Consider the following 17,970-nt stretch of genomic DNA (forward strand, 5'->3'; position numbering starts at 1 on the left):
CAATGTTACTCCTTTTCTTTCTTATATATAGAAATATAATTACTTTTTAATAAATCATTTCCTTGAAACCTTGCACCAAGCTTCTTTAATTGCAAGATATAGTCAACAACAGGCTTGGTAATCAGTTCTCCCTTTAACAACACAGGTATTCCAGGTGGATACGGAATAACAGACTCAGCCGAAACGCTTCCTACCGAATCTTCTATTCTACACACCACAGCTTCATGCTTTTGTTGATCACGAAGCGGAATAGCTAACTGGCTAATTGTAACAGGAAAAGGAGGAACCTGAACTTGCAACAATTGTTCGCCAGAGCTTTTGCCACTATGTCGTAAAGCTCGCTCTATTCTCTCTATCATATCATGTTTTACCCTTTTTACCGATAAAGGTAAAATAATTAAAACATTCAAAGCATCAGCAAGCTCCACAAAGATGCCTTCCTTTTCTAATATTTTTTGTAAGTCGAACCCACTTAAGCCCCTTGTCGATCTAATTACTACTTTCAGTGGATCCATAACTAATCGTGTATTCTCTGGAACAACAACAGTAATTCCATCCAATTTCTTCAATTCTTCGCGGATACAAAATGCATCTCTTACTATCGCGGGTACACCATTATTATCTAAACAACAAGCAAGATAATATCTGGCTAAATCTAAGGACGCCATGATGGGATAAGAAGGGCTACTCGATTGTAGCATCCGTAAATAGTATGCCACACTCTCCTTATTGACTAAATTCCCTTGTATATGTAAAAAAGAGCCCATCGTCATTGCTGGAAGTGTTTTATGGGCGGAATGCACCACCACATCTGCACCTAATGCTAAAGCAGACACAGGAAATGGATCTCCCAACACAAAATGAGCACCGTGCGCCTCATCCATTAAGATAGGTATATCCTTCTCATGAATCATCTTGATTATTTCTTCTAACTCAATTGAGATTCCATAATAACTAGGATTCGTTAAAATAACAGCACAAATATTATCTATCGTTTGTAAAGCTATTTCCACCTCATTCTTTGAAACCGAGATAGACACTCCTACCCCTGCATCATACCCGCACGATAAAAAAACAGGCTCTGCTCCAGCGAGTTCTAATCCATTCAATATAGATTTATGACAATTTCGCTGTACCAATACTCTGCTACCTCTCTTACAAGTTGCTAGAATCATAGCCAAATTCCCAACTGTTGAACCATTTACAAGGAAATAAGTAGCTTCAGATCCATACAAATTTGCCGCAAGTTCCTGTGCTTCCTTAATCATTTCCTCTGGATCATGTAAATCATCTAATCCCGTGATTTCTGTTACATCTATTTTCAAAATACCCTCAAAGTACGCTTGTCCCTCGACTGGAAAAACCTTGCCATACTTATGTCCAGGCACATGACCAGACACTGGTCTACCTTCCCAATGGTTCTTCAAAGTTGTAAAGATTGGTGTTCTATTTTGCTCTCGTCCTATTTTCATCTCAGTCATTATCCTTCATTAGATATGTTACTTAACATTATAGCCGATAGAAGAGCCAACTCCTACCCTTCAACAAGAAATGAGGGAGACAGTTTGCTCTTCTCCCTTGTCAGTTTTATAAATCCAAACAAAAATAAAAGCCCTAACTACAGGACTTTTCTACTTAAGAATAAATTTTGGGAATTGTAATCTTCTTCAATTGTTGTAAATAAAATTTATACTTCGGATCCTCTGCATCTGTTTGGAGCATATCTTTCTCACAATCTGTGCAAATAAACTCCGTATATAGATGGATTCCCATTTCTTTCTTCTCTTCACAAATAATACACGTTTCCCCAATTGTTGAATGAATGGTCGACTTCATTTGTCCTTCTCCACCTCCATCCACTAGTCTATCCAAAAGCACTAATTCTATACAAAATTATCAAAATCACAGCCTACCAAACTCTTACATCTAGTGTATGTAGCGCCTACTAGTCTGTGTTTGTCTTGAAGTTAAAAAGAATGGGCTATTTTTTTACTTGATATAAAGATCAAGTAAACATTGTATACTTTATTCAAAAAGTGTAAAATTACACCAATGTGAAGGAGGCCTACTATTCCGATGCAAAAACAAAAAAACACTTTACTTACCCTTTCCCTATTTCCAGGCATCAGCATAACTATAGGTTTATTATTCTCCATCCCTTCCCTACTTGCTACGATCTACCTTACACCTCTTATCTATCTGTTTACTTTTGCAATTTCTATCCTATACTCCTTTAAAACTTTTATCTATGGCATTATTATCTATACTGTCCTTACCATTTGTACTAGTATACTTCCTGCCCTATATCTCCAGTAGATGATGCATACTATAGATTAATTATCTTCCTCATTATCATTGCACCAATATTATTTTCAGTAGTATAATTATCAGTTTTGTATAGGAACAGTTTCCAAAAGATAAATAACACATTATTGTTCTGATTTAGGTTACTTTCCTGACAATCCTCTACGTTCAAGGTTTTTCTAAAAATGCTCTGCAACACTCTTTTCGGTCCAATCCTCCCAATCCTCGTGCGCCCAAAAAACGTACACTGAGGTCATACTTATCCTGACCAGTACCCAAACTAAAAAGCTCTTTTAACAAATTGGAGCTTGGTAGATTTGCTCTCTGGATCCATATTTTCTGAAAAAATGGACCGTACCATTCCAATTTGGCTGGAATATTTGCTGTTTTGATAAAAAATAATCATTTCGGGGCTGTTTGGAGTTTTTTGTTGCCTTTTAATTCCCGCTTAGCTTGTAGCTTTTGACATTTTTCAGGCCCCTTTTGACATTTTTTCGTAACTTTCTAAAGTTTTCTCCCGAGGTTTTAAGATTTTCCCAAGACTTTCTGACATTTTCAGAAAACATTTTGACATTTTATATTTCCCATCATTTCCTCATAGCTTCACGTCAATCTTTTCTATTCAATGTTTCCTCATTCCGAACTTCAAATCACTACTCCAACATCCAGACAACACAAAAAAAGACTAGCGCCTCATCAGCACTAATCTTTTCTCTATTTGCCTGGCAACGTCCTACTCTCACAGGGGGACAGCCCCCAACTACCATCGGCGCTGAAGAGCTTAACTTCCGTGTTCGGTATGGGAACGGGTGTGGCCTCTTCGCCATCATTACCAGACATATTAAGTTGAAGGATGTTCCTTCAAAACTAGATAACGTATTTTCATATCAAGATTCACTAAGTATCGTTCATTGTTTTGGGTTAAGTCCTCGATCGATTAGTATTCGTCAGCTGCACATGTCGCCACGCTTCCACCTCGAACCTATCTACCTGATCATCTTTCAGGGATCTTACTAGCCGAAGCTAAAGGAAATCTCATCTTGAGGGGGGCTTCATGCTTAGATGCTTTCAGCACTTATCCCGTCCGCACGTAGCTACCCAGCTATGCCTTTGGCAAGACAACTGGTACACCAGAGGTGCGTCCATCCCGGTCCTCTCGTACTAAGGACAGCTCCTCTCAAATTTCCTGCGCCCACGACGGATAGGGACCGAACTGTCTCACGACGTTCTGAACCCAGCTCGCGTACCGCTTTAATGGGCGAACAGCCCAACCCTTGGGACCGACTACAGCCCCAGGATGCGATGAGCCGACATCGAGGTGCCAAACCTCCCCGTCGATGTGGACTCTTGGGGGAGATAAGCCTGTTATCCCCGGGGTAGCTTTTATCCGTTGAGCGATGGCCCTTCCATGCGGAACCACCGGATCACTAAGCCCGACTTTCGTCCCTGCTCGACTTGTAGGTCTCGCAGTCAAGCTCCCTTGTGCCTTTACACTCTACGAATGATTTCCAACCATTCTGAGGGAACCTTTGGGCGCCTCCGTTACTCTTTAGGAGGCGACCGCCCCAGTCAAACTGCCCACCTGACACTGTCTCCCAGCCCGATAAGGGCTGCGGGTTAGAATTTCAATACAGCCAGGGTAGTATCCCACCGACGCCTCCACCGAAGCTAGCGCTCCGGCTTCTCAGGCTCCTACCTATCCTGTACAAGCTGTACCAAAATTCAATATCAGGCTACAGTAAAGCTCCACGGGGTCTTTCCGTCCTGTCGCGGGTAACCTGCATCTTCACAGGTACTATAATTTCACCGAGTCTCTGGTTGAGACAGTGCCCAGATCGTTACGCCTTTCGTGCGGGTCGGAACTTACCCGACAAGGAATTTCGCTACCTTAGGACCGTTATAGTTACGGCCGCCGTTTACTGGGGCTTCGGTTCAAAGCTTCGCTTGCGCTAACCTCTCCCCTTAACCTTCCAGCACCGGGCAGGCGTCAGCCCCTATACTTCGCCTTACGGCTTCGCAGAGACCTGTGTTTTTGCTAAACAGTCGCCTGGGCCTATTCACTGCGGCTCTCTCGGGCTTTAACACCCTAACAGAGCACCCCTTCTCCCGAAGTTACGGGGTCATTTTGCCGAGTTCCTTAACCAGAGTTCTCTCGCTCACCTTAGGATTCTCTCCTCGCCTACCTGTGTCGGTTTGCGGTACGGGCACCATACTCCTCGCTAGAGGCTTTTCTTGGCAGTGTGAAATCAGGAACTTCGGTACTATATTTCCCTCGCCATCACAGCTCAGCCTTATATGAGAAGCGGATTTGCCTACTTCTCAGCCTTGCTGCTTGGACGCGCATATCCAACAGCGCGCTTACCCTATCCTTCTGCGTCCCCCCATTGCTCAAACGGAGTGGAGGTGGTACAGGAATATCAACCTGTTATCCATCGCCTACGCCTTTCGGCCTCGGCTTAGGTCCCGACTAACCCTGAGCGGACGAGCCTTCCTCAGGAAACCTTAGGCATTCGGTGGAAGGGATTCTCACCCTTCTTTCGCTACTCATACCGGCATTCTCACTTCTAAGCGCTCCACCAGTCCTTCCGGTCTAGCTTCAACGCCCTTAGAACGCTCTCCTACCACTGTTCAAAGAACAGTCCGCAGCTTCGGTGATACGTTTAGCCCCGGTACATTTTCGGCGCAGAGTCACTCGACCAGTGAGCTATTACGCACTCTTTAAATGGTGGCTGCTTCTAAGCCAACATCCTGGTTGTCTAAGCAACTCCACATCCTTTTCCACTTAACGTATACTTTGGGACCTTAGCTGGCGGTCTGGGCTGTTTCCCTCTTGACTACGGATCTTATCACTCGCAGTCTGACTCCCATAGATAAGTCTTTGGCATTCGGAGTTTGACTGAATTCGGTAATCCGATGAGGACCCCTAGTCCAATCAGTGCTCTACCTCCAAGACTCTAACATATGAGGCTAGCCCTAAAGCTATTTCGGAGAGAACCAGCTATCTCCAGGTTCGATTGGCATTTCACCCCTACCCACACCTCATCCGCTCACTTTTCAACGTGAGTCGGTTCGGGCCTCCATTCAGTGTTACCTGAACTTCACCCTGGACATGGGTAGATCACCTGGTTTCGGGTCTACGACCACGTACTCATTCGCCCTATTCAGACTCGCTTTCGCTACGGCTCCGTCTCATCGACTTAACCTTGCACGGGATCGTAACTCGCCGGTTCATTCTACAAAAGGCACGCTATCACCCATTAACGGGCTCTAACTACTTGTAGGCACACGGTTTCAGGATCTATTTCACTCCCCTTCCGGGGTGCTTTTCACCTTTCCCTCACGGTACTGGTTCACTATCGGTCACTAGGGAGTATTTAGCCTTGGGAGATGGTCCTCCCTGCTTCCGACGGGATTTCTCGTGTCCCGCCGTACTCAGGATCCACTCAGGAGGGAACGAAGTTTCAACTACAGGGTTTTTACCTTCTACGACGGACCTTTCCAGGTCGCTTCATTTACCCCGTTCCTTTGTAACTCCATGTTGAGTGTCCTACAACCCCAAGAGGCAAGCCTCTTGGTTTGGGCTAATTCCGTTTCGCTCGCCGCTACTCAGGAAATCGCATTTGCTTTCTCTTCCTCCGGGTACTAAGATGTTTCAGTTCCCCGGGTCTGCCTTCAGTACCCTATGTATTCAGGTAAAGATACTACTCCATTACGAGTAGTGGGTTTCCCCATTCGGAAATCTCCGGATCAAAGCTTACTTACAGCTCCCCGAAGCATATCGGTGTTAGTCCCGTCCTTCATCGGCTCCTAGTGCCAAGGCATCCACCGTGCGCCCTTAATAACTTAACCGTTGACAAACTTAATTGTCGTGTTTTTCGATAACAGCGATGTTATCTAAAAGAAAATTACTAAGATGAACGATACTTGTGAATGTATCTTGATATTACTTACGTTATCTAGTTTTCAAAGAACATACATAGCGACTGATTTCCATCATATTAAGGAGGAATTTCAGTGCGTATATAATCATTTGAGAGAATGCTCTCTCAAAACTAAACAAAACAAACAGCGTCTTTTTCCTTAGAAAGGAGGTGATCCAGCCGCACCTTCCGATACGGCTACCTTGTTACGACTTCACCCCAATCATCTGTCCCACCTTAGGCGGCTGGCTCCAAAAGGTTACCCCACCGACTTCGGGTGTTACAAACTCTCGTGGTGTGACGGGCGGTGTGTACAAGGCCCGGGAACGTATTCACCGCGGCATGCTGATCCGCGATTACTAGCGATTCCGGCTTCATGCAGGCGAGTTGCAGCCTGCAATCCGAACTGAGAACGGTTTTCTGGGATTGGCTCGACCTCGCGGTTTTGCTGCCCTTTGTACCGTCCATTGTAGCACGTGTGTAGCCCAGGTCATAAGGGGCATGATGATTTGACGTCATCCCCACCTTCCTCCGGTTTGTCACCGGCAGTCACCTTAGAGTGCCCAACTGAATGCTGGCAACTAAGATCAAGGGTTGCGCTCGTTGCGGGACTTAACCCAACATCTCACGACACGAGCTGACGACAACCATGCACCACCTGTCACTCTGTCCCCCGAAGGGGAACGCCCTATCTCTAGGGTTGGCAGAGGATGTCAAGACCTGGTAAGGTTCTTCGCGTTGCTTCGAATTAAACCACATGCTCCACCGCTTGTGCGGGCCCCCGTCAATTCCTTTGAGTTTCAGTCTTGCGACCGTACTCCCCAGGCGGAGTGCTTAATGCGTTAGCTGCAGCACTAAAGGGCGGAAACCCTCTAACACTTAGCACTCATCGTTTACGGCGTGGACTACCAGGGTATCTAATCCTGTTTGCTCCCCACGCTTTCGCGCCTCAGTGTCAGTTACAGACCAGAAAGTCGCCTTCGCCACTGGTGTTCCTCCAAATCTCTACGCATTTCACCGCTACACTTGGAATTCCACTTTCCTCTTCTGCACTCAAGTTCCCCAGTTTCCAATGACCCTCCACGGTTGAGCCGTGGGCTTTCACATCAGACTTAAGAAACCACCTGCGCGCGCTTTACGCCCAATAATTCCGGACAACGCTTGCCACCTACGTATTACCGCGGCTGCTGGCACGTAGTTAGCCGTGGCTTTCTGGTTAGGTACCGTCAAGGTGCGAGCAGTTACTCTCGCACTTGTTCTTCCCTAACAACAGAGCTTTACGACCCGAAGGCCTTCATCACTCACGCGGCGTTGCTCCATCAGACTTTCGTCCATTGTGGAAGATTCCCTACTGCTGCCTCCCGTAGGAGTCTGGGCCGTGTCTCAGTCCCAGTGTGGCCGATCACCCTCTCAGGTCGGCTACGCATCGTTGCCTTGGTGAGCCGTTACCTCACCAACTAGCTAATGCGCCGCGGGCCCATCCATAAGCGATAGCCGAAACCATCTTTCAATAAAGAACCAGGAGGTTCTTTATATTATCCGGTATTAGCTCCGGTTTCCCGAAGTTATCCCAGTCTTAAGGGCAGGTTGCCCACGTGTTACTCACCCGTCCGCCGCTAACTTACAAAAGCAAGCTTTTGTAAGTCCGCTCGACTTGCATGTATTAGGCACGCCGCCAGCGTTCGTCCTGAGCCAGGATCAAACTCTCCAATAAAGAGTTTGAGCATTTGCTCAAAATTTAACTAGCTTGTGTTACTTTTTCGTTCTTTGTTAATCATTATAGATTAACGTGGACGCTGTTGTTTTGTTTAGTTTTCAAAGAACTTTTTTCGTCGTTCTCTCGAAGCGACTTTCTTATAATATCACAGCAACCGAAGCGAGTCAACAACTTTTTTTAATTAAGTTTGTTTTGTTTGTTTCGTTTGCGACAACGTAGACTAATATACCATGTTATTTATAGCTAAGTCAATATAAATAATAAAAAAAATCCCTCTTTTTTCAGAGGAACCTTTTTTGATGAATAAGAAAGTATAAAAACGCACGGTGGATGGTGTGTAAAGTAAGGGTATTGACGTCCAGCTCCACCGCCTAGCCCCTCGAGGTCATAAGTCATTTTTCTACGGAGGTCAAAAAGCAACCTCCTTCGAAAACTATCTTATGCTGGTCGGGACTGAACGAGACGCTTGCGCTTTTGTTCTATTAAATAATGTACATTTGAATGATCACCAGAGCTGCTACTCCAGGGATTCCAAGCACACCGGAAACGGCTGATGTGGCAAAATTTATTGGAATATGGATACCGATAGAATTACCGAAAGCATTTAAGAAAAATAAGAATAACGCACCAATCATAATTTTGACTGCTGTTTGTCCAATAAAGCGAAATGGCTTAAAAGGAGTTCCTACTATTAAAACTAAAAGAATTAATGCTCCTATTACTCCAATAACTATTAACGGCTGCACTTTTACTCCCTCCTCATCTAGCTTGTACCTATTGTAATTGTATGTAGTTTTAACTATTTAAGAACTAGAACTATCCCTATGGCAATATGATGAGAAATAAAAAAAGCAACGCAAGGAAATCCCCCACGCTACTTTACCACCATTCTAGTTCGAACTTCTCTTAATAAGAAGAGATATTTAGCTTCAGCCATTTTCAACTGGCAGATCACTTCTTCTGAAGGTTCTACACTTTTTTCTACAAGATTTTTTTGTTTGGACCAACGATCCTTACACGACTCAGTGATTTCCATAAGTTTGGCATCAAACTGTTTTTTCAAACGGTCTTTTTTACGAAAAAACATAGGTAGAGATAGCCCCTTTTATTAATTATAGTTGGTTAGATTTCTCTTCTTCCTTCAAGTGCTCTAGAAAGAGTTACTTCATCTGCATACTCTAAGTCGCCACCAACAGGAAGACCATGCGCGATACGCGTTATTTTTATTCCTGTTGGTTTCAGGAGTCTTGAGATATACATTGCTGTTGCTTCTCCCTCGATGTTAGGGTTAGTTGCCAGAATAATTTCTTGGACAACACCATCCTGTAATCGTTTAATTAATTCAGGGATTTTGATATCTTCAGGACCGATGCCATCCATTGGAGAGATTGCTCCATGTAAAACATGATAAAGTCCGTTATAATCTTTCATTTTCTCCATAGCAATAACATCTTTTGTTTCTTGAACTACACAAATAACAGTGCGGTCCCTTCGATCATCCTCGCAAACATAGCAAGGATCTTTATCTGTTATATGTCCGCAGACCGAACAGTAAGATAAATTTCTTTTCGCATTAACCAACGCTTTTGCGAAATCCAAAACCGTGTCTTCCTTCATATTTAATATGAAAAATGCCAGACGAGCGGCCGTTTTTGGGCCGATACCTGGCAATTTCATAAAGCTGTCGATCAGCTTTGATATAGGCTCAGGATAGTGCATAAAGGTCCTCCTAGAAAAGTCCTGGCATGTTTAACCCTTTAGTGAATTGACCCATTGTATCGTTCGTTAACTCTTCCATTTTCTTTAGTGCATCGTTAGTTGCAGCAAGTACTAGATCTTGTAACATTTCAATATCTTCTGGATCCACTACTTCTTCTTTAATTTTTACATCAATTATTTCTTTTTGTCCGTTTACGACAACAGTAACCATGCCACCGCCAGCTGAACCTTCAATTGTTTTTTCAGCTAACTCTTCTTGAGCCTTAGCCATATCCTTTTGCATTTTTTGCATTTGTTTCATCATTTTTTGCATGTTACCCATTCCGCCACCACGCATCATAACTCATTCCTCCTAAATTAGATATCCAATTTTTATTCTTTAATTTCTATTAATTCGGGGCCTACCAGTTTCTTCGCTTCTTCTATTAAAGGGTCTTCTTCTTTCTGTTCCCCTTCGTTTTCGTCTTTCTGTCCACGAATGAAATCTTCTCGGATTTGTTGCCATTCTTGATCTGGAACTGCCAGCATATCAAAGGATTTCCCGGTAAGCTCTAGCAAAATTTGCTCCAAATTCTGTTTTACTTGGTCATCTGAAGCCATTTTACAATGAATTTCATACTTAAACTTTAACACAAAAGCTTGATTAGAAGCAGCTACTGGTTCACTATCTGTTAATAACGCGGCATGAGATACTCTATTTTGCGTTCGTAACGTCTCTAATAATTGAGCCCAGCTGCTCTTTATGCTTTCTAAATCTCCTCTTGTCGCTTGCTTAAGTACTTCTTGGATTCGTCCAACAGCTGTTTTAAAACCGTTGCGAGACCCTCCAGTAGAACGAGCAGGGGCTTTAGTTGCAGAGGTTGCCCTACTTCCATCATTCATGTTCCCAGATGATAATTCTTTTACCTTGTTTTCAAGTAAAGTGATTTTTTTCATTAAGATATTTACTTGATCTTGATTAGCCGCTTCTTTAGAAGACCCCTCTAGTTGACAAAGCTTTACAATTGCTACTTCTAAATAGATTCGTGGATGGTTTGTCCACTTCATCTCTTGTTGGCTTTTATTAAGAATATCAATTGTTTCATAAATCGTCTCTGTTGGAATTTCTTCTGCGAACGTTTTAAAGTCTTTATCTACCTGCACTCGATCTAAAATTTTCTCAAGATTTGGTGCAGTTTTGAAAAGCAACATGTCGCGGTAATAGAAAATTAAGTCTTCTAAAAATCTTGCTGGATCTTTTCCGGACTGAAAGACATCATTCAAGGAGTCTAGTGCTTCAGAAACATTTTTGTGATGCAAAGCTTTTACTAAATCTGTCATAAACACTTGCGAGACAGAACCTGTAATAGATAGTGCGTCTTGAATAGTAAGTAGACCGTCACTAAAGGAAATGGCCTGATCCATTAAGCTTAACGCATCACGCATTCCACCCTCTGCCGCTCTTGCAATTACTGCTAATGCCTGTGATTCACTTTCAATACCTTGCGCATGAAGTACGGTCTCTAGTCTACCGACAATTGATTCTGCAGTAATTCTTCTAAAATCAAAACGCTGACAACGCGATATGATAGTAAGTGGAATCTTATGCGGCTCCGTTGTTGCTAAAATAAAGATTACATGTTTTGGAGGCTCTTCTAACGTCTTTAATAACGCATTAAAAGCTCCGATAGAAAGCATATGTACTTCATCTATGATATATACTTTATACTTTACTACGCTTGGTGCATATTTCACCTTGTCGCGAATATCACGAATTTCATCTACCCCATTGTTCGAGGCAGCGTCTATTTCGATTACATCGGAAATAGAACCATCCGTTATACCTTTACAAGATGGACACTCGTTACATGGCTCTGCAACAGGAGCATGTTCACAGTTCACTGTTTTGGCTAATATCTTTGCCGCACTTGTTTTTCCAGTTCCTCTAGGGCCCGAAAACAAATAGGCATGGGAAAACTTCTGTTGAAGTAGGGCGTTTTGTAAGGTTTTGGTTATATGCTCTTGTCCCACAACATCTGCAAATAGCTGCGGTCGAAAAACACGATATAAAGCTTGATATGCCACCAATATGCCCTCCTTCTATCTTATCCTTTCCATTATACCGTAAGAAAGGAGCTAATTTCAAAAGCAAACATAAAAAGCTTGTATTTTATTTTACATGGCTTTTCGTTACATTTTTCTACACAACAAAAAACTCACCCTATCAACTAGAGTGAGTTTGATTGACTATTTATAAACTGCCGTGCACCTTCTGTCGATTAGTAGCCATAAGCGTTACTTAAGCAGTTAGCTCGACCCAGGCAACCCTGCGGCACATGAGAGAGTCCGCTTAATGCTGCTTCCTTCCGGACCTGACATGGTTCACGGGTTCCCATTGCGCAGGACCCAGGTGTCAACACCACTTACTTAAGGCAGACCCTACAGCTTGCTAACCTCGAGAAGGGATTCAGTCTCGCTAGAGCGGATTGCGAGTTCAGGGCACCGCTACCTCCCCACCTAGCACGACAAAATTAAAACCAAATGTTAGGCGTCTTTCATCGACGCATAATTTAGTATACTGGGTAAATGGAAAAATTGCAACCGAAAAACACTGTAAAATTTTAGGGTTCTAACTTAAGTTGTTGTTTACGTTCTTTCTTTTTTTGACGAAGGTTTTTAAAAAAGTCTGTTAGCAAAGCCCCACATTCTTCTTCTAGTACTCCACTCTCAACTTCAGTCTGGTGATTAAAGCGGGAATCATCTAATAAATTCATGAGCGTACCCGCACAACCCGCTTTTGGATCCTTTGCCCCGTATACAACTCGCTGAACACGAGATAAAATAATTGCGCCAGCACACATCGGACAGGGCTCTAACGTGACATATAGAGTTGTATCCTCTAGCCGCCACGTACCTAATTTCTCACACGCCTCATCTATTACTAAAATTTCTGCGTGTGTGATTGATCTTTGTGTCGTCTCTCTCAAATTATGACCCCTTGCAATTACTGCACCATCTTTTACTAAGACTGCCCCAATAGGAACTTCTGCTAAAGCCTCGGCTTTTTTGGCTTCCTCTATTGCTTGTATCATAAACATTTCGTCAGTCGTCGTTTCCATAAAAAAATCCCTTTCCTCTGTATGCTATCTATATTCTAGTCGATAATTCCATACACTAATCTGCATGAGGTGAAAAACAATGGAGCATACTGCATTACTTATTATAGATATTATCAATGATTTTCAATTTAAGCACGGAGAAACATTAGCCCAAAAAACCGCTATTATTTCATCAAATATTTTAAAGTGGAAGAAATATATGCAGAGCAAGAACCTTCCAATCATTTATGTGAATGACCATTATAAACTATGGCAAGCAGATTATAATAAAATTATTGAGAAATGTAATAATCCTTTAAGTGAAAAGATTATTAGGGAGCTCCGCCCGGAAATGGATGATTATTTCCTAATCAAACCGAAACATTCCGCTTTCTTTGGAACAGCCCTTCATACATTACTATCTCAGCTTGAAGTAAAAAATCTAGTTCTCACGGGAATCGCAGGAAATATCTGTGTTCTTTTTACAGCGAATGATGCCTATATGCGAGAACTCCAACTAATTATTCCTAGAGATGCCATCGCTTCTACCGATGAAGAGGATAATGAGTATGCAATTACCATGATGCAGAATGTATTAAAGGCATCCATTGTAACTACAGATGAGTACCTGAACGAGCTATAAGATCCTTGCATGATTCTCCCTCCCTTCTCATACATTTATAAAGGAAATAAATTAGGAGGGACTTTCAATGCAAATTCATGTTGTACAAGAAGGACAAACTATTTATGGGATTGCACAAGCATATGCAACAACCCCTGATGAAATTATAGAAGCAAATGCTTTACCTAATCCAGATGCATTAGTGGTTGGGCAAGCACTTGTTATACCGATAGTTGGCCGATTCTATTATGTCCAACAAGGTGACAGCCTTTGGTCTATAGCAAGAAGGTTTAACACGACCCCTCAAAGACTAGTAGAAATTAATCAACTTAATGTAAATCAACCTTTGCAAATAGGACTAAGACTATATATTCCTCCTCAGCCGAAATATGATGCAGAAATCAATGCTTATATCGAACCTAGAGGCAATGAGGTATCTCCGCAACTCGAACAAAGCGCAAGAAACACAGCACCTTATCTCACCTATTTAGCACCATTTAATTTTCAAATATTAAGGGATGGATCTCTAAAAGAGCCACCTTTAGATACGCTCCCTCAAATCGCCGAGCAGAATGAAGTAACATTAATGATGGTACTTACCAACTTAGAAGATGACGCATTTAGCGACGAGCTCGGCAGAATTATTTTAACGGACATGACGGTTCAAAATAAACTTCTCGATAATATTGTCGCCACAGCTAGAAAGTATAACTTTAAAGATATCCATTTTGACTTAGAGTATTTACGACCAGTGGATAAAGAAGCTTACAACACCTTCTTAAGAAAAGCTCGCGATCGCTTCAAACAAGAAGGTTGGCTTATATCTACAGCCCTCGCACCTAAAACATCCGCTGATCAAGAAGGCAAATGGTATGAAGCTCATGATTACCGAGCTCATGGTGAAATCGTCGACTTTGTCATTATAATGACCTATGAATGGGGATACAGTGGAGGTCCACCAATGGCCGTCTCCCCTATTGGACCTGTAAGAGAAGTGTTGGAATATGCATTAACAGAAATGCCTAGTAACAAAATAATGATGGGGCAAAATCTATATGGATATGACTGGACTCTCCCCTTCACTCCAGGTGGAGAATACGCAAAAGCTATCAGTCCTCAAGCTGCTATCACATTGGCAAGTGACAATAATGTTGCCATTCAATATGATACACAAGCACAAGCTCCTCACTTTGATTACGTCGATGATCAAGGGAAGAGCCATAAAGTTTGGTTTGAAGATGCAAGATCGATTCAAGCTAAATTCGATCTACTAAAAGAATTGAATTTAAGAGGTATTAGTTATTGGAAGCTAGGACTCCCCTTTCCGCAAAACTGGTTACTAATTTATGACAATTTCAACGTAGTCAAAAACCCTACACAACGCATACTAAGAAGGTATTTTTAATTCTTCATGGGGACTGAATTGAATCAGTCTCTTTTTGCTTTAGTAGGATGGAATATACTTTCAAAATTTCTTAAGACACACTTACTTTATCTATGATAAAATGGATATTGTCTGTCAAAAATTAATGATTGCTTCGGTTTAGTAAAGGGGGGCATTTAGATGCAAGCAACGCCATTTATTACAGTGGAAGGTCCAATTGGTGTTGGGAAAACCTCACTTGCAAAGAAAATTGCAGAGGAATTTCACTATCAATTACTGAAAGAAATAGTAGACGAAAATCCTTTCCTCGGAAAATTCTATGAAGATATTGATGAATGGAGTTTTCAAACGGAAATGTTTTTCCTATGTAATAGATACAAACAGCTAGAAGATATAGATCGTCATCACTTACAACACACCACTCCTGTTGTAGCGGATTATCATATTATGAAGAATCTTATCTTCGCTAAGCGTACCTTAAGGGATAAGCAATATGATAAATATTTACAAATATACAACATTCTAACGGCTGATATGCCAAAACCAAATGTCATTATCTATTTACATGCTAGTCTCGATACGTTGTTAAGTAGAATTGAAATGCGTGGAAGAGACATCGAAAAGAAAATCGATCCGCTTTATTTACAGCAGCTCTGTCTCGATTATGAAACAGAAATGGATCGCTTAGAAGCTCAATATCCCGCTTTACCTATATTACGTTTCAATGGAGACGAATTTGATTTTATTCAACGAGAAGATGATCTACAACATATCTTTCAACAATTAAAAGATACATTAAAAAAAGGAGTAATCATTTAATGAATTTACGTGAAAAATACGGCATCCCATCCAATGCAGTCATTACGATTGCAGGAACAGTTGGTGTCGGAAAATCAACTATGACCAACGCATTAGCAACTGCATTAGGTTTTCGTACTTCTTTTGAAAAAGTAGATACAAACCCTTATTTAGATAAATTCTATGCTGATTTTGAAAGATGGAGTTTTCATTTACAAATTTATTTTTTAGCGGAACGCTTTAAAGATCAAAAGAAAATTTTTGAATATGGCGGAGGATTTATTCAAGATCGTTCGATTTACGAGGATACTGGAATCTTTGCCAACATGCACTATGAAAAAGGTACAATGACAAAGGTAGATTATGAAACATATACGAGTTTATTTGAAGCAATGGTAATGACTCCATACTTCCCTCACCCTGACTTGCTCATTTATTTAGAGGGTAGCTTGGATGATATTCTTGGCAGAATTCAAGAACGAGGACGTCCGATGGAGCAGCAAACCCCTATCACCTACTGGGAAGAGATGCACGAGCGTTATGAAAAGTGGATTAATAACTTCCACGCTTGTCCGGTTTTACGTTTAAACATTAATGAATACGATGTTTTGAAGAACTCTGATTCCGTAGAACCTATTATTGAAAAAATATCTCATCATATGAAACAGTCATTATTGCTAAAAAAATAAGCCGCCTATGATAGGCGGCTTATTTATTGTACAGATGACGTCGCTTCATCTATGACAATAAAAAATTCGTTACCTTCTCCAATGTAACGAACAAACTCCAATTTATGCGCTAAAGGTACAATACCTTTTCAGTAATCAATGGAGGAGGAAGAGGGATTCGAACCCCCGCGGGCTTTGACACCCCTGTCGGTTTTCAAGACCGATCCCTTCAGCCAGACTTGGGTATTCCTCCGTATCGACAAAAAATAATATATCATATATCCAAAGAACCTGTCAACGAAATATAAGATAAGGATGGAGGTTTTTTTCTCCACCCTTCTTTTGTTCACTATTTTGTCATACTTTCTTTATTCCCCATATAAGGACGTAACACTTCAGGGATTATAACAGAGCCATCGGCTTGCTGATAGTTTTCAATAATAGCAGCAACTGTTCGACCAATTGCAAGGCCAGATCCATTTAATGTATGCACATGTTCCGGTTTTCCTTTTGGTTCACGACGGAAGCGAATATTGGCACGACGCGCTTGAAAACTCTCAAAATTACTACAAGAAGAAATTTCACGATACGTTTCCGCACTAGGAATCCACACTTCGATATCGAATTTCTTAGCAGCTGTAAAGCCAAGATCTGCAGTACACATGCTAAGAACTCGATAAGGTAAACCAAGCAGTTGAAGAACCTTTTCCGCATTCGCTGTCAGCTTTTCTAGCTCTTCATAAGAATCTTCTGGTTTCACAAATTTCACTAGTTCTACTTTGTTAAACTGATGCTGACGAATTAATCCGCGTGTATCACGTCCAGCAGATCCTGCCTCAGAGCGGAAACATGCGCTAAACGCTGCATAATTAATTGGCAATTGATCTAGACTCAAAATCTCATCTCGGTGCATATTTGTAATCGGAACCTCGGCTGTCGGCACTAAGAAATAATCCTCTTTTTCAATAAGGAACGCATCCTCTTCAAACTTAGGTAACTGTCCAGTTCCAATCATGCTTGCACGATTTACTAAATAAGGTGGTAATACTTCTGTATACCCATGCTCATCTACATGCAAATCTAACATGAAGTTAAATAACGCTCTTTCTAATCGAGCACCTAAACCACGATAGAATACAAAACGGCTTCCTGTTACCTTTCCTGCACGTTCAAAATCTAATATCCCTAACTCATCTGCTAAATCCCAATGAGGTTTTGCCTCAAATTCAAACGTTGGTACTTCTCCCCATTTGCGGATTTCCACGTTATCGTCTTCCGTTTCACCAACAGGAACACTTTCATGAGGAATGTTTGGAATGGATAACAGTAAAAGCTCCAGCTTTTCCTCTACTTCTCTTAATTCATCATCTAACGTCTTTACTTCATCCCCAACTTCTCGCATTTCTTTAATTAACTGATCTGCGTCTTGCTTTTCACGCTTTAATATAGCAATCTGTTGTGATACTTCATTCCGCTTGCTCTTTAATTGCTCTGTTTGTACTAAAAGTTCTCTTCTTCTTGTATCTAGTTCCTCAAAAAGATTAAGATCGGTTAAGTCTTCGCCTCTATGCTGCAGCTTTCCTTTTATTTCTTCAAAATTAGCACGTAATAGTTTTAAATCTAACATCCTGTATTACCTCCTTTTTTTTGAAAACACAAAAAACCCCCGTCCCCTAATAGGGACGAGAGTTAGTATCCCGTGTTGCCACCCTTGTTGAAAAAGACATAGATTGCCTCTTCCCACTTCATTCGATAACGGTA

At 41.7% G+C, this 17,970-nt stretch carries 13 protein-coding genes, 1 tRNA gene, 3 rRNA genes, 1 other RNA gene and 1 other annotated feature (1 of these 19 running past the window's edge); of the genes, 4 read left to right on the top strand and 14 right to left on the bottom strand.

What is annotated here, in order from left to right; translation table 11 throughout:
* Positions 1-5 precede the first annotated feature (5 nt).
* The 12 genes from BK580_RS00305 to tadA all read right to left on the bottom strand — a co-directional run bounded on the left by BK580_RS00305 (position 6) and on the right by tadA (position 12,758).
* On the bottom strand, positions 6-1,472 hold the full coding sequence (locus tag BK580_RS00305) for an aminotransferase class I/II-fold pyridoxal phosphate-dependent enzyme (protein ID WP_078378411.1): 1,467 nt from the start codon (positions 1,470-1,472) through the stop codon (positions 6-8).
* 163 nt (positions 1,473-1,635) lie between these two features.
* Entirely contained in the window at positions 1,636-1,836 is a 201-nt protein-coding gene (locus BK580_RS00310) for a sigma factor G inhibitor Gin (protein WP_078378412.1), read from the bottom strand.
* A 1,188-nt stretch (positions 1,837-3,024) separates the two neighbouring features.
* A 5S ribosomal RNA gene (rrf, locus tag BK580_RS00320) occupies positions 3,025-3,141 on the bottom strand.
* An 80-nt stretch (positions 3,142-3,221) separates the two neighbouring features.
* Positions 3,222-6,153 (bottom strand): 23S ribosomal RNA (locus tag BK580_RS00325).
* Positions 6,154-6,388: 235 nt separating this feature from the next.
* Positions 6,389-7,938 (bottom strand): 16S ribosomal RNA (locus BK580_RS00330).
* Together the 16S, 23S and 5S rRNA genes form the textbook arrangement of a ribosomal RNA operon.
* Before the next feature lie 485 nt (positions 7,939-8,423).
* Positions 8,424-8,687, bottom strand: a complete 264-nt coding sequence (locus BK580_RS00335; RefSeq protein ID WP_078378414.1) for a pro-sigmaK processing inhibitor BofA family protein — start codon at positions 8,685-8,687, stop codon at positions 8,424-8,426.
* A 128-nt stretch (positions 8,688-8,815) separates the two neighbouring features.
* Positions 8,816-9,028: a YaaL family protein gene (locus tag BK580_RS00340; protein WP_078378415.1), complete on the bottom strand. Its 213-nt coding sequence runs from the start codon at positions 9,026-9,028 to the stop codon at positions 8,816-8,818.
* 35 nt (positions 9,029-9,063) lie between these two features.
* On the bottom strand, positions 9,064-9,660 hold the full coding sequence (gene recR, locus BK580_RS00345) for a recombination mediator RecR (protein WP_078378416.1): 597 nt from the start codon (positions 9,658-9,660) through the stop codon (positions 9,064-9,066).
* A gap of 10 nt (positions 9,661-9,670) precedes the next feature.
* Positions 9,671-9,997 carry a YbaB/EbfC family nucleoid-associated protein gene (locus tag BK580_RS00350; RefSeq protein WP_078382591.1) on the bottom strand — a complete coding sequence of 109 codons (327 nt, stop codon included), beginning with the start codon at positions 9,995-9,997 and terminating at the stop codon, positions 9,671-9,673.
* A gap of 35 nt (positions 9,998-10,032) precedes the next feature.
* Positions 10,033-11,724 (bottom strand): DNA polymerase III subunit gamma/tau, encoded by a 1,692-nt coding sequence (gene dnaX / locus BK580_RS00355; protein ID WP_078378417.1) that lies wholly within the window; start codon positions 11,722-11,724, stop codon positions 10,033-10,035.
* A gap of 176 nt (positions 11,725-11,900) precedes the next feature.
* Positions 11,901-12,165, bottom strand: an RNA gene (gene ffs, locus BK580_RS00360) — signal recognition particle sRNA large type.
* Between the two features lie 95 nt (positions 12,166-12,260).
* Complete coding sequence (gene tadA, locus BK580_RS00365; protein ID WP_078378418.1) at positions 12,261-12,758, bottom strand: tRNA adenosine(34) deaminase TadA; 498 nt, start codon at positions 12,756-12,758, stop codon at positions 12,261-12,263.
* 79 nt (positions 12,759-12,837) lie between these two features.
* Here tadA and BK580_RS00370 point away from each other — a divergent pair, with 79 nt between their 5' ends.
* The 4 genes from BK580_RS00370 (at position 12,838) to BK580_RS00385 (ending at position 16,230) form a co-directional block, all read left to right on the top strand.
* The gene (locus tag BK580_RS00370) at positions 12,838-13,380 is read left to right on the top strand and encodes a cysteine hydrolase family protein (RefSeq protein WP_078378419.1); all 543 of its coding nucleotides are present in this window, start codon (positions 12,838-12,840) and stop codon (positions 13,378-13,380) included.
* Positions 13,381-13,447: 67 nt separating this feature from the next.
* Positions 13,448-14,764, top strand: a complete 1,317-nt coding sequence (locus BK580_RS00375; RefSeq protein WP_078378420.1) for a glycoside hydrolase family 18 protein — start codon at positions 13,448-13,450, stop codon at positions 14,762-14,764.
* Positions 14,765-14,923: 159 nt separating this feature from the next.
* Positions 14,924-15,562: a deoxynucleoside kinase gene (locus BK580_RS00380; RefSeq protein ID WP_078378421.1), complete on the top strand. Its 639-nt coding sequence runs from the start codon at positions 14,924-14,926 to the stop codon at positions 15,560-15,562.
* Positions 15,562-16,230, top strand: a complete 669-nt coding sequence (locus tag BK580_RS00385; RefSeq protein ID WP_078378422.1) for a deoxynucleoside kinase — start codon at positions 15,562-15,564, stop codon at positions 16,228-16,230. The genes BK580_RS00380 and BK580_RS00385 overlap by 1 nt, the downstream gene beginning before the upstream one ends.
* 139 nt (positions 16,231-16,369) lie before the next feature.
* Here the strand turns inward: BK580_RS00385 and BK580_RS00390 are convergent.
* A tRNA-Ser gene (locus tag BK580_RS00390) sits at positions 16,370-16,462 on the bottom strand.
* A gap of 96 nt (positions 16,463-16,558) precedes the next feature.
* Complete coding sequence (gene serS / locus BK580_RS00395) at positions 16,559-17,836, bottom strand: serine--tRNA ligase (RefSeq protein ID WP_078378423.1); 1,278 nt, start codon at positions 17,834-17,836, stop codon at positions 16,559-16,561.
* Positions 17,837-17,884: 48 nt separating this feature from the next.
* Positions 17,885-17,970 (bottom strand) — a binding site (T-box leader) (it continues 153 nt past the right edge of the window).

This window comes from Sutcliffiella halmapala (genome assembly GCF_002019665.1).
Taxonomy (GTDB): Bacteria; Bacillota; Bacilli; order Bacillales; family Bacillaceae_I; genus Sutcliffiella_A; species Sutcliffiella_A halmapala.

Excerpts from the sequence above, each read along its gene's own strand:
- BK580_RS00310 (WP_078378412.1), bottom strand. The coding sequence starts at position 1,836 with ATGAAGTCGACCATTCATTCAACAATTGGGGAAACGTGTATTATTTGT.
- BK580_RS00305 (WP_078378411.1), bottom strand. The coding sequence starts at position 1,472 with ATGAAAATAGGACGAGAGCAAAATAGAACACCAATCTTTACAACTTTG.
- recR (WP_078378416.1), bottom strand. The coding sequence starts at position 9,660 with ATGCACTATCCTGAGCCTATATCAAAGCTGATCGACAGCTTTATGAAA.
- BK580_RS00340 (WP_078378415.1), bottom strand. The coding sequence starts at position 9,028 with ATGTTTTTTCGTAAAAAAGACCGTTTGAAAAAACAGTTTGATGCCAAA.
- BK580_RS00385 (WP_078378422.1), top strand. The coding sequence starts at position 15,562 with ATGAATTTACGTGAAAAATACGGCATCCCATCCAATGCAGTCATTACG.
- BK580_RS00380 (WP_078378421.1), top strand. The coding sequence starts at position 14,924 with ATGCAAGCAACGCCATTTATTACAGTGGAAGGTCCAATTGGTGTTGGG.
- serS (WP_078378423.1), bottom strand. The coding sequence starts at position 17,836 with ATGTTAGATTTAAAACTATTACGTGCTAATTTTGAAGAAATAAAAGGA.
- tadA (WP_078378418.1), bottom strand. The coding sequence starts at position 12,758 with ATGGAAACGACGACTGACGAAATGTTTATGATACAAGCAATAGAGGAA.
- BK580_RS00370 (WP_078378419.1), top strand. The coding sequence starts at position 12,838 with ATGGAGCATACTGCATTACTTATTATAGATATTATCAATGATTTTCAA.
- BK580_RS00350 (WP_078382591.1), bottom strand. The coding sequence starts at position 9,997 with ATGCGTGGTGGCGGAATGGGTAACATGCAAAAAATGATGAAACAAATG.
- BK580_RS00375 (WP_078378420.1), top strand. The coding sequence starts at position 13,448 with ATGCAAATTCATGTTGTACAAGAAGGACAAACTATTTATGGGATTGCA.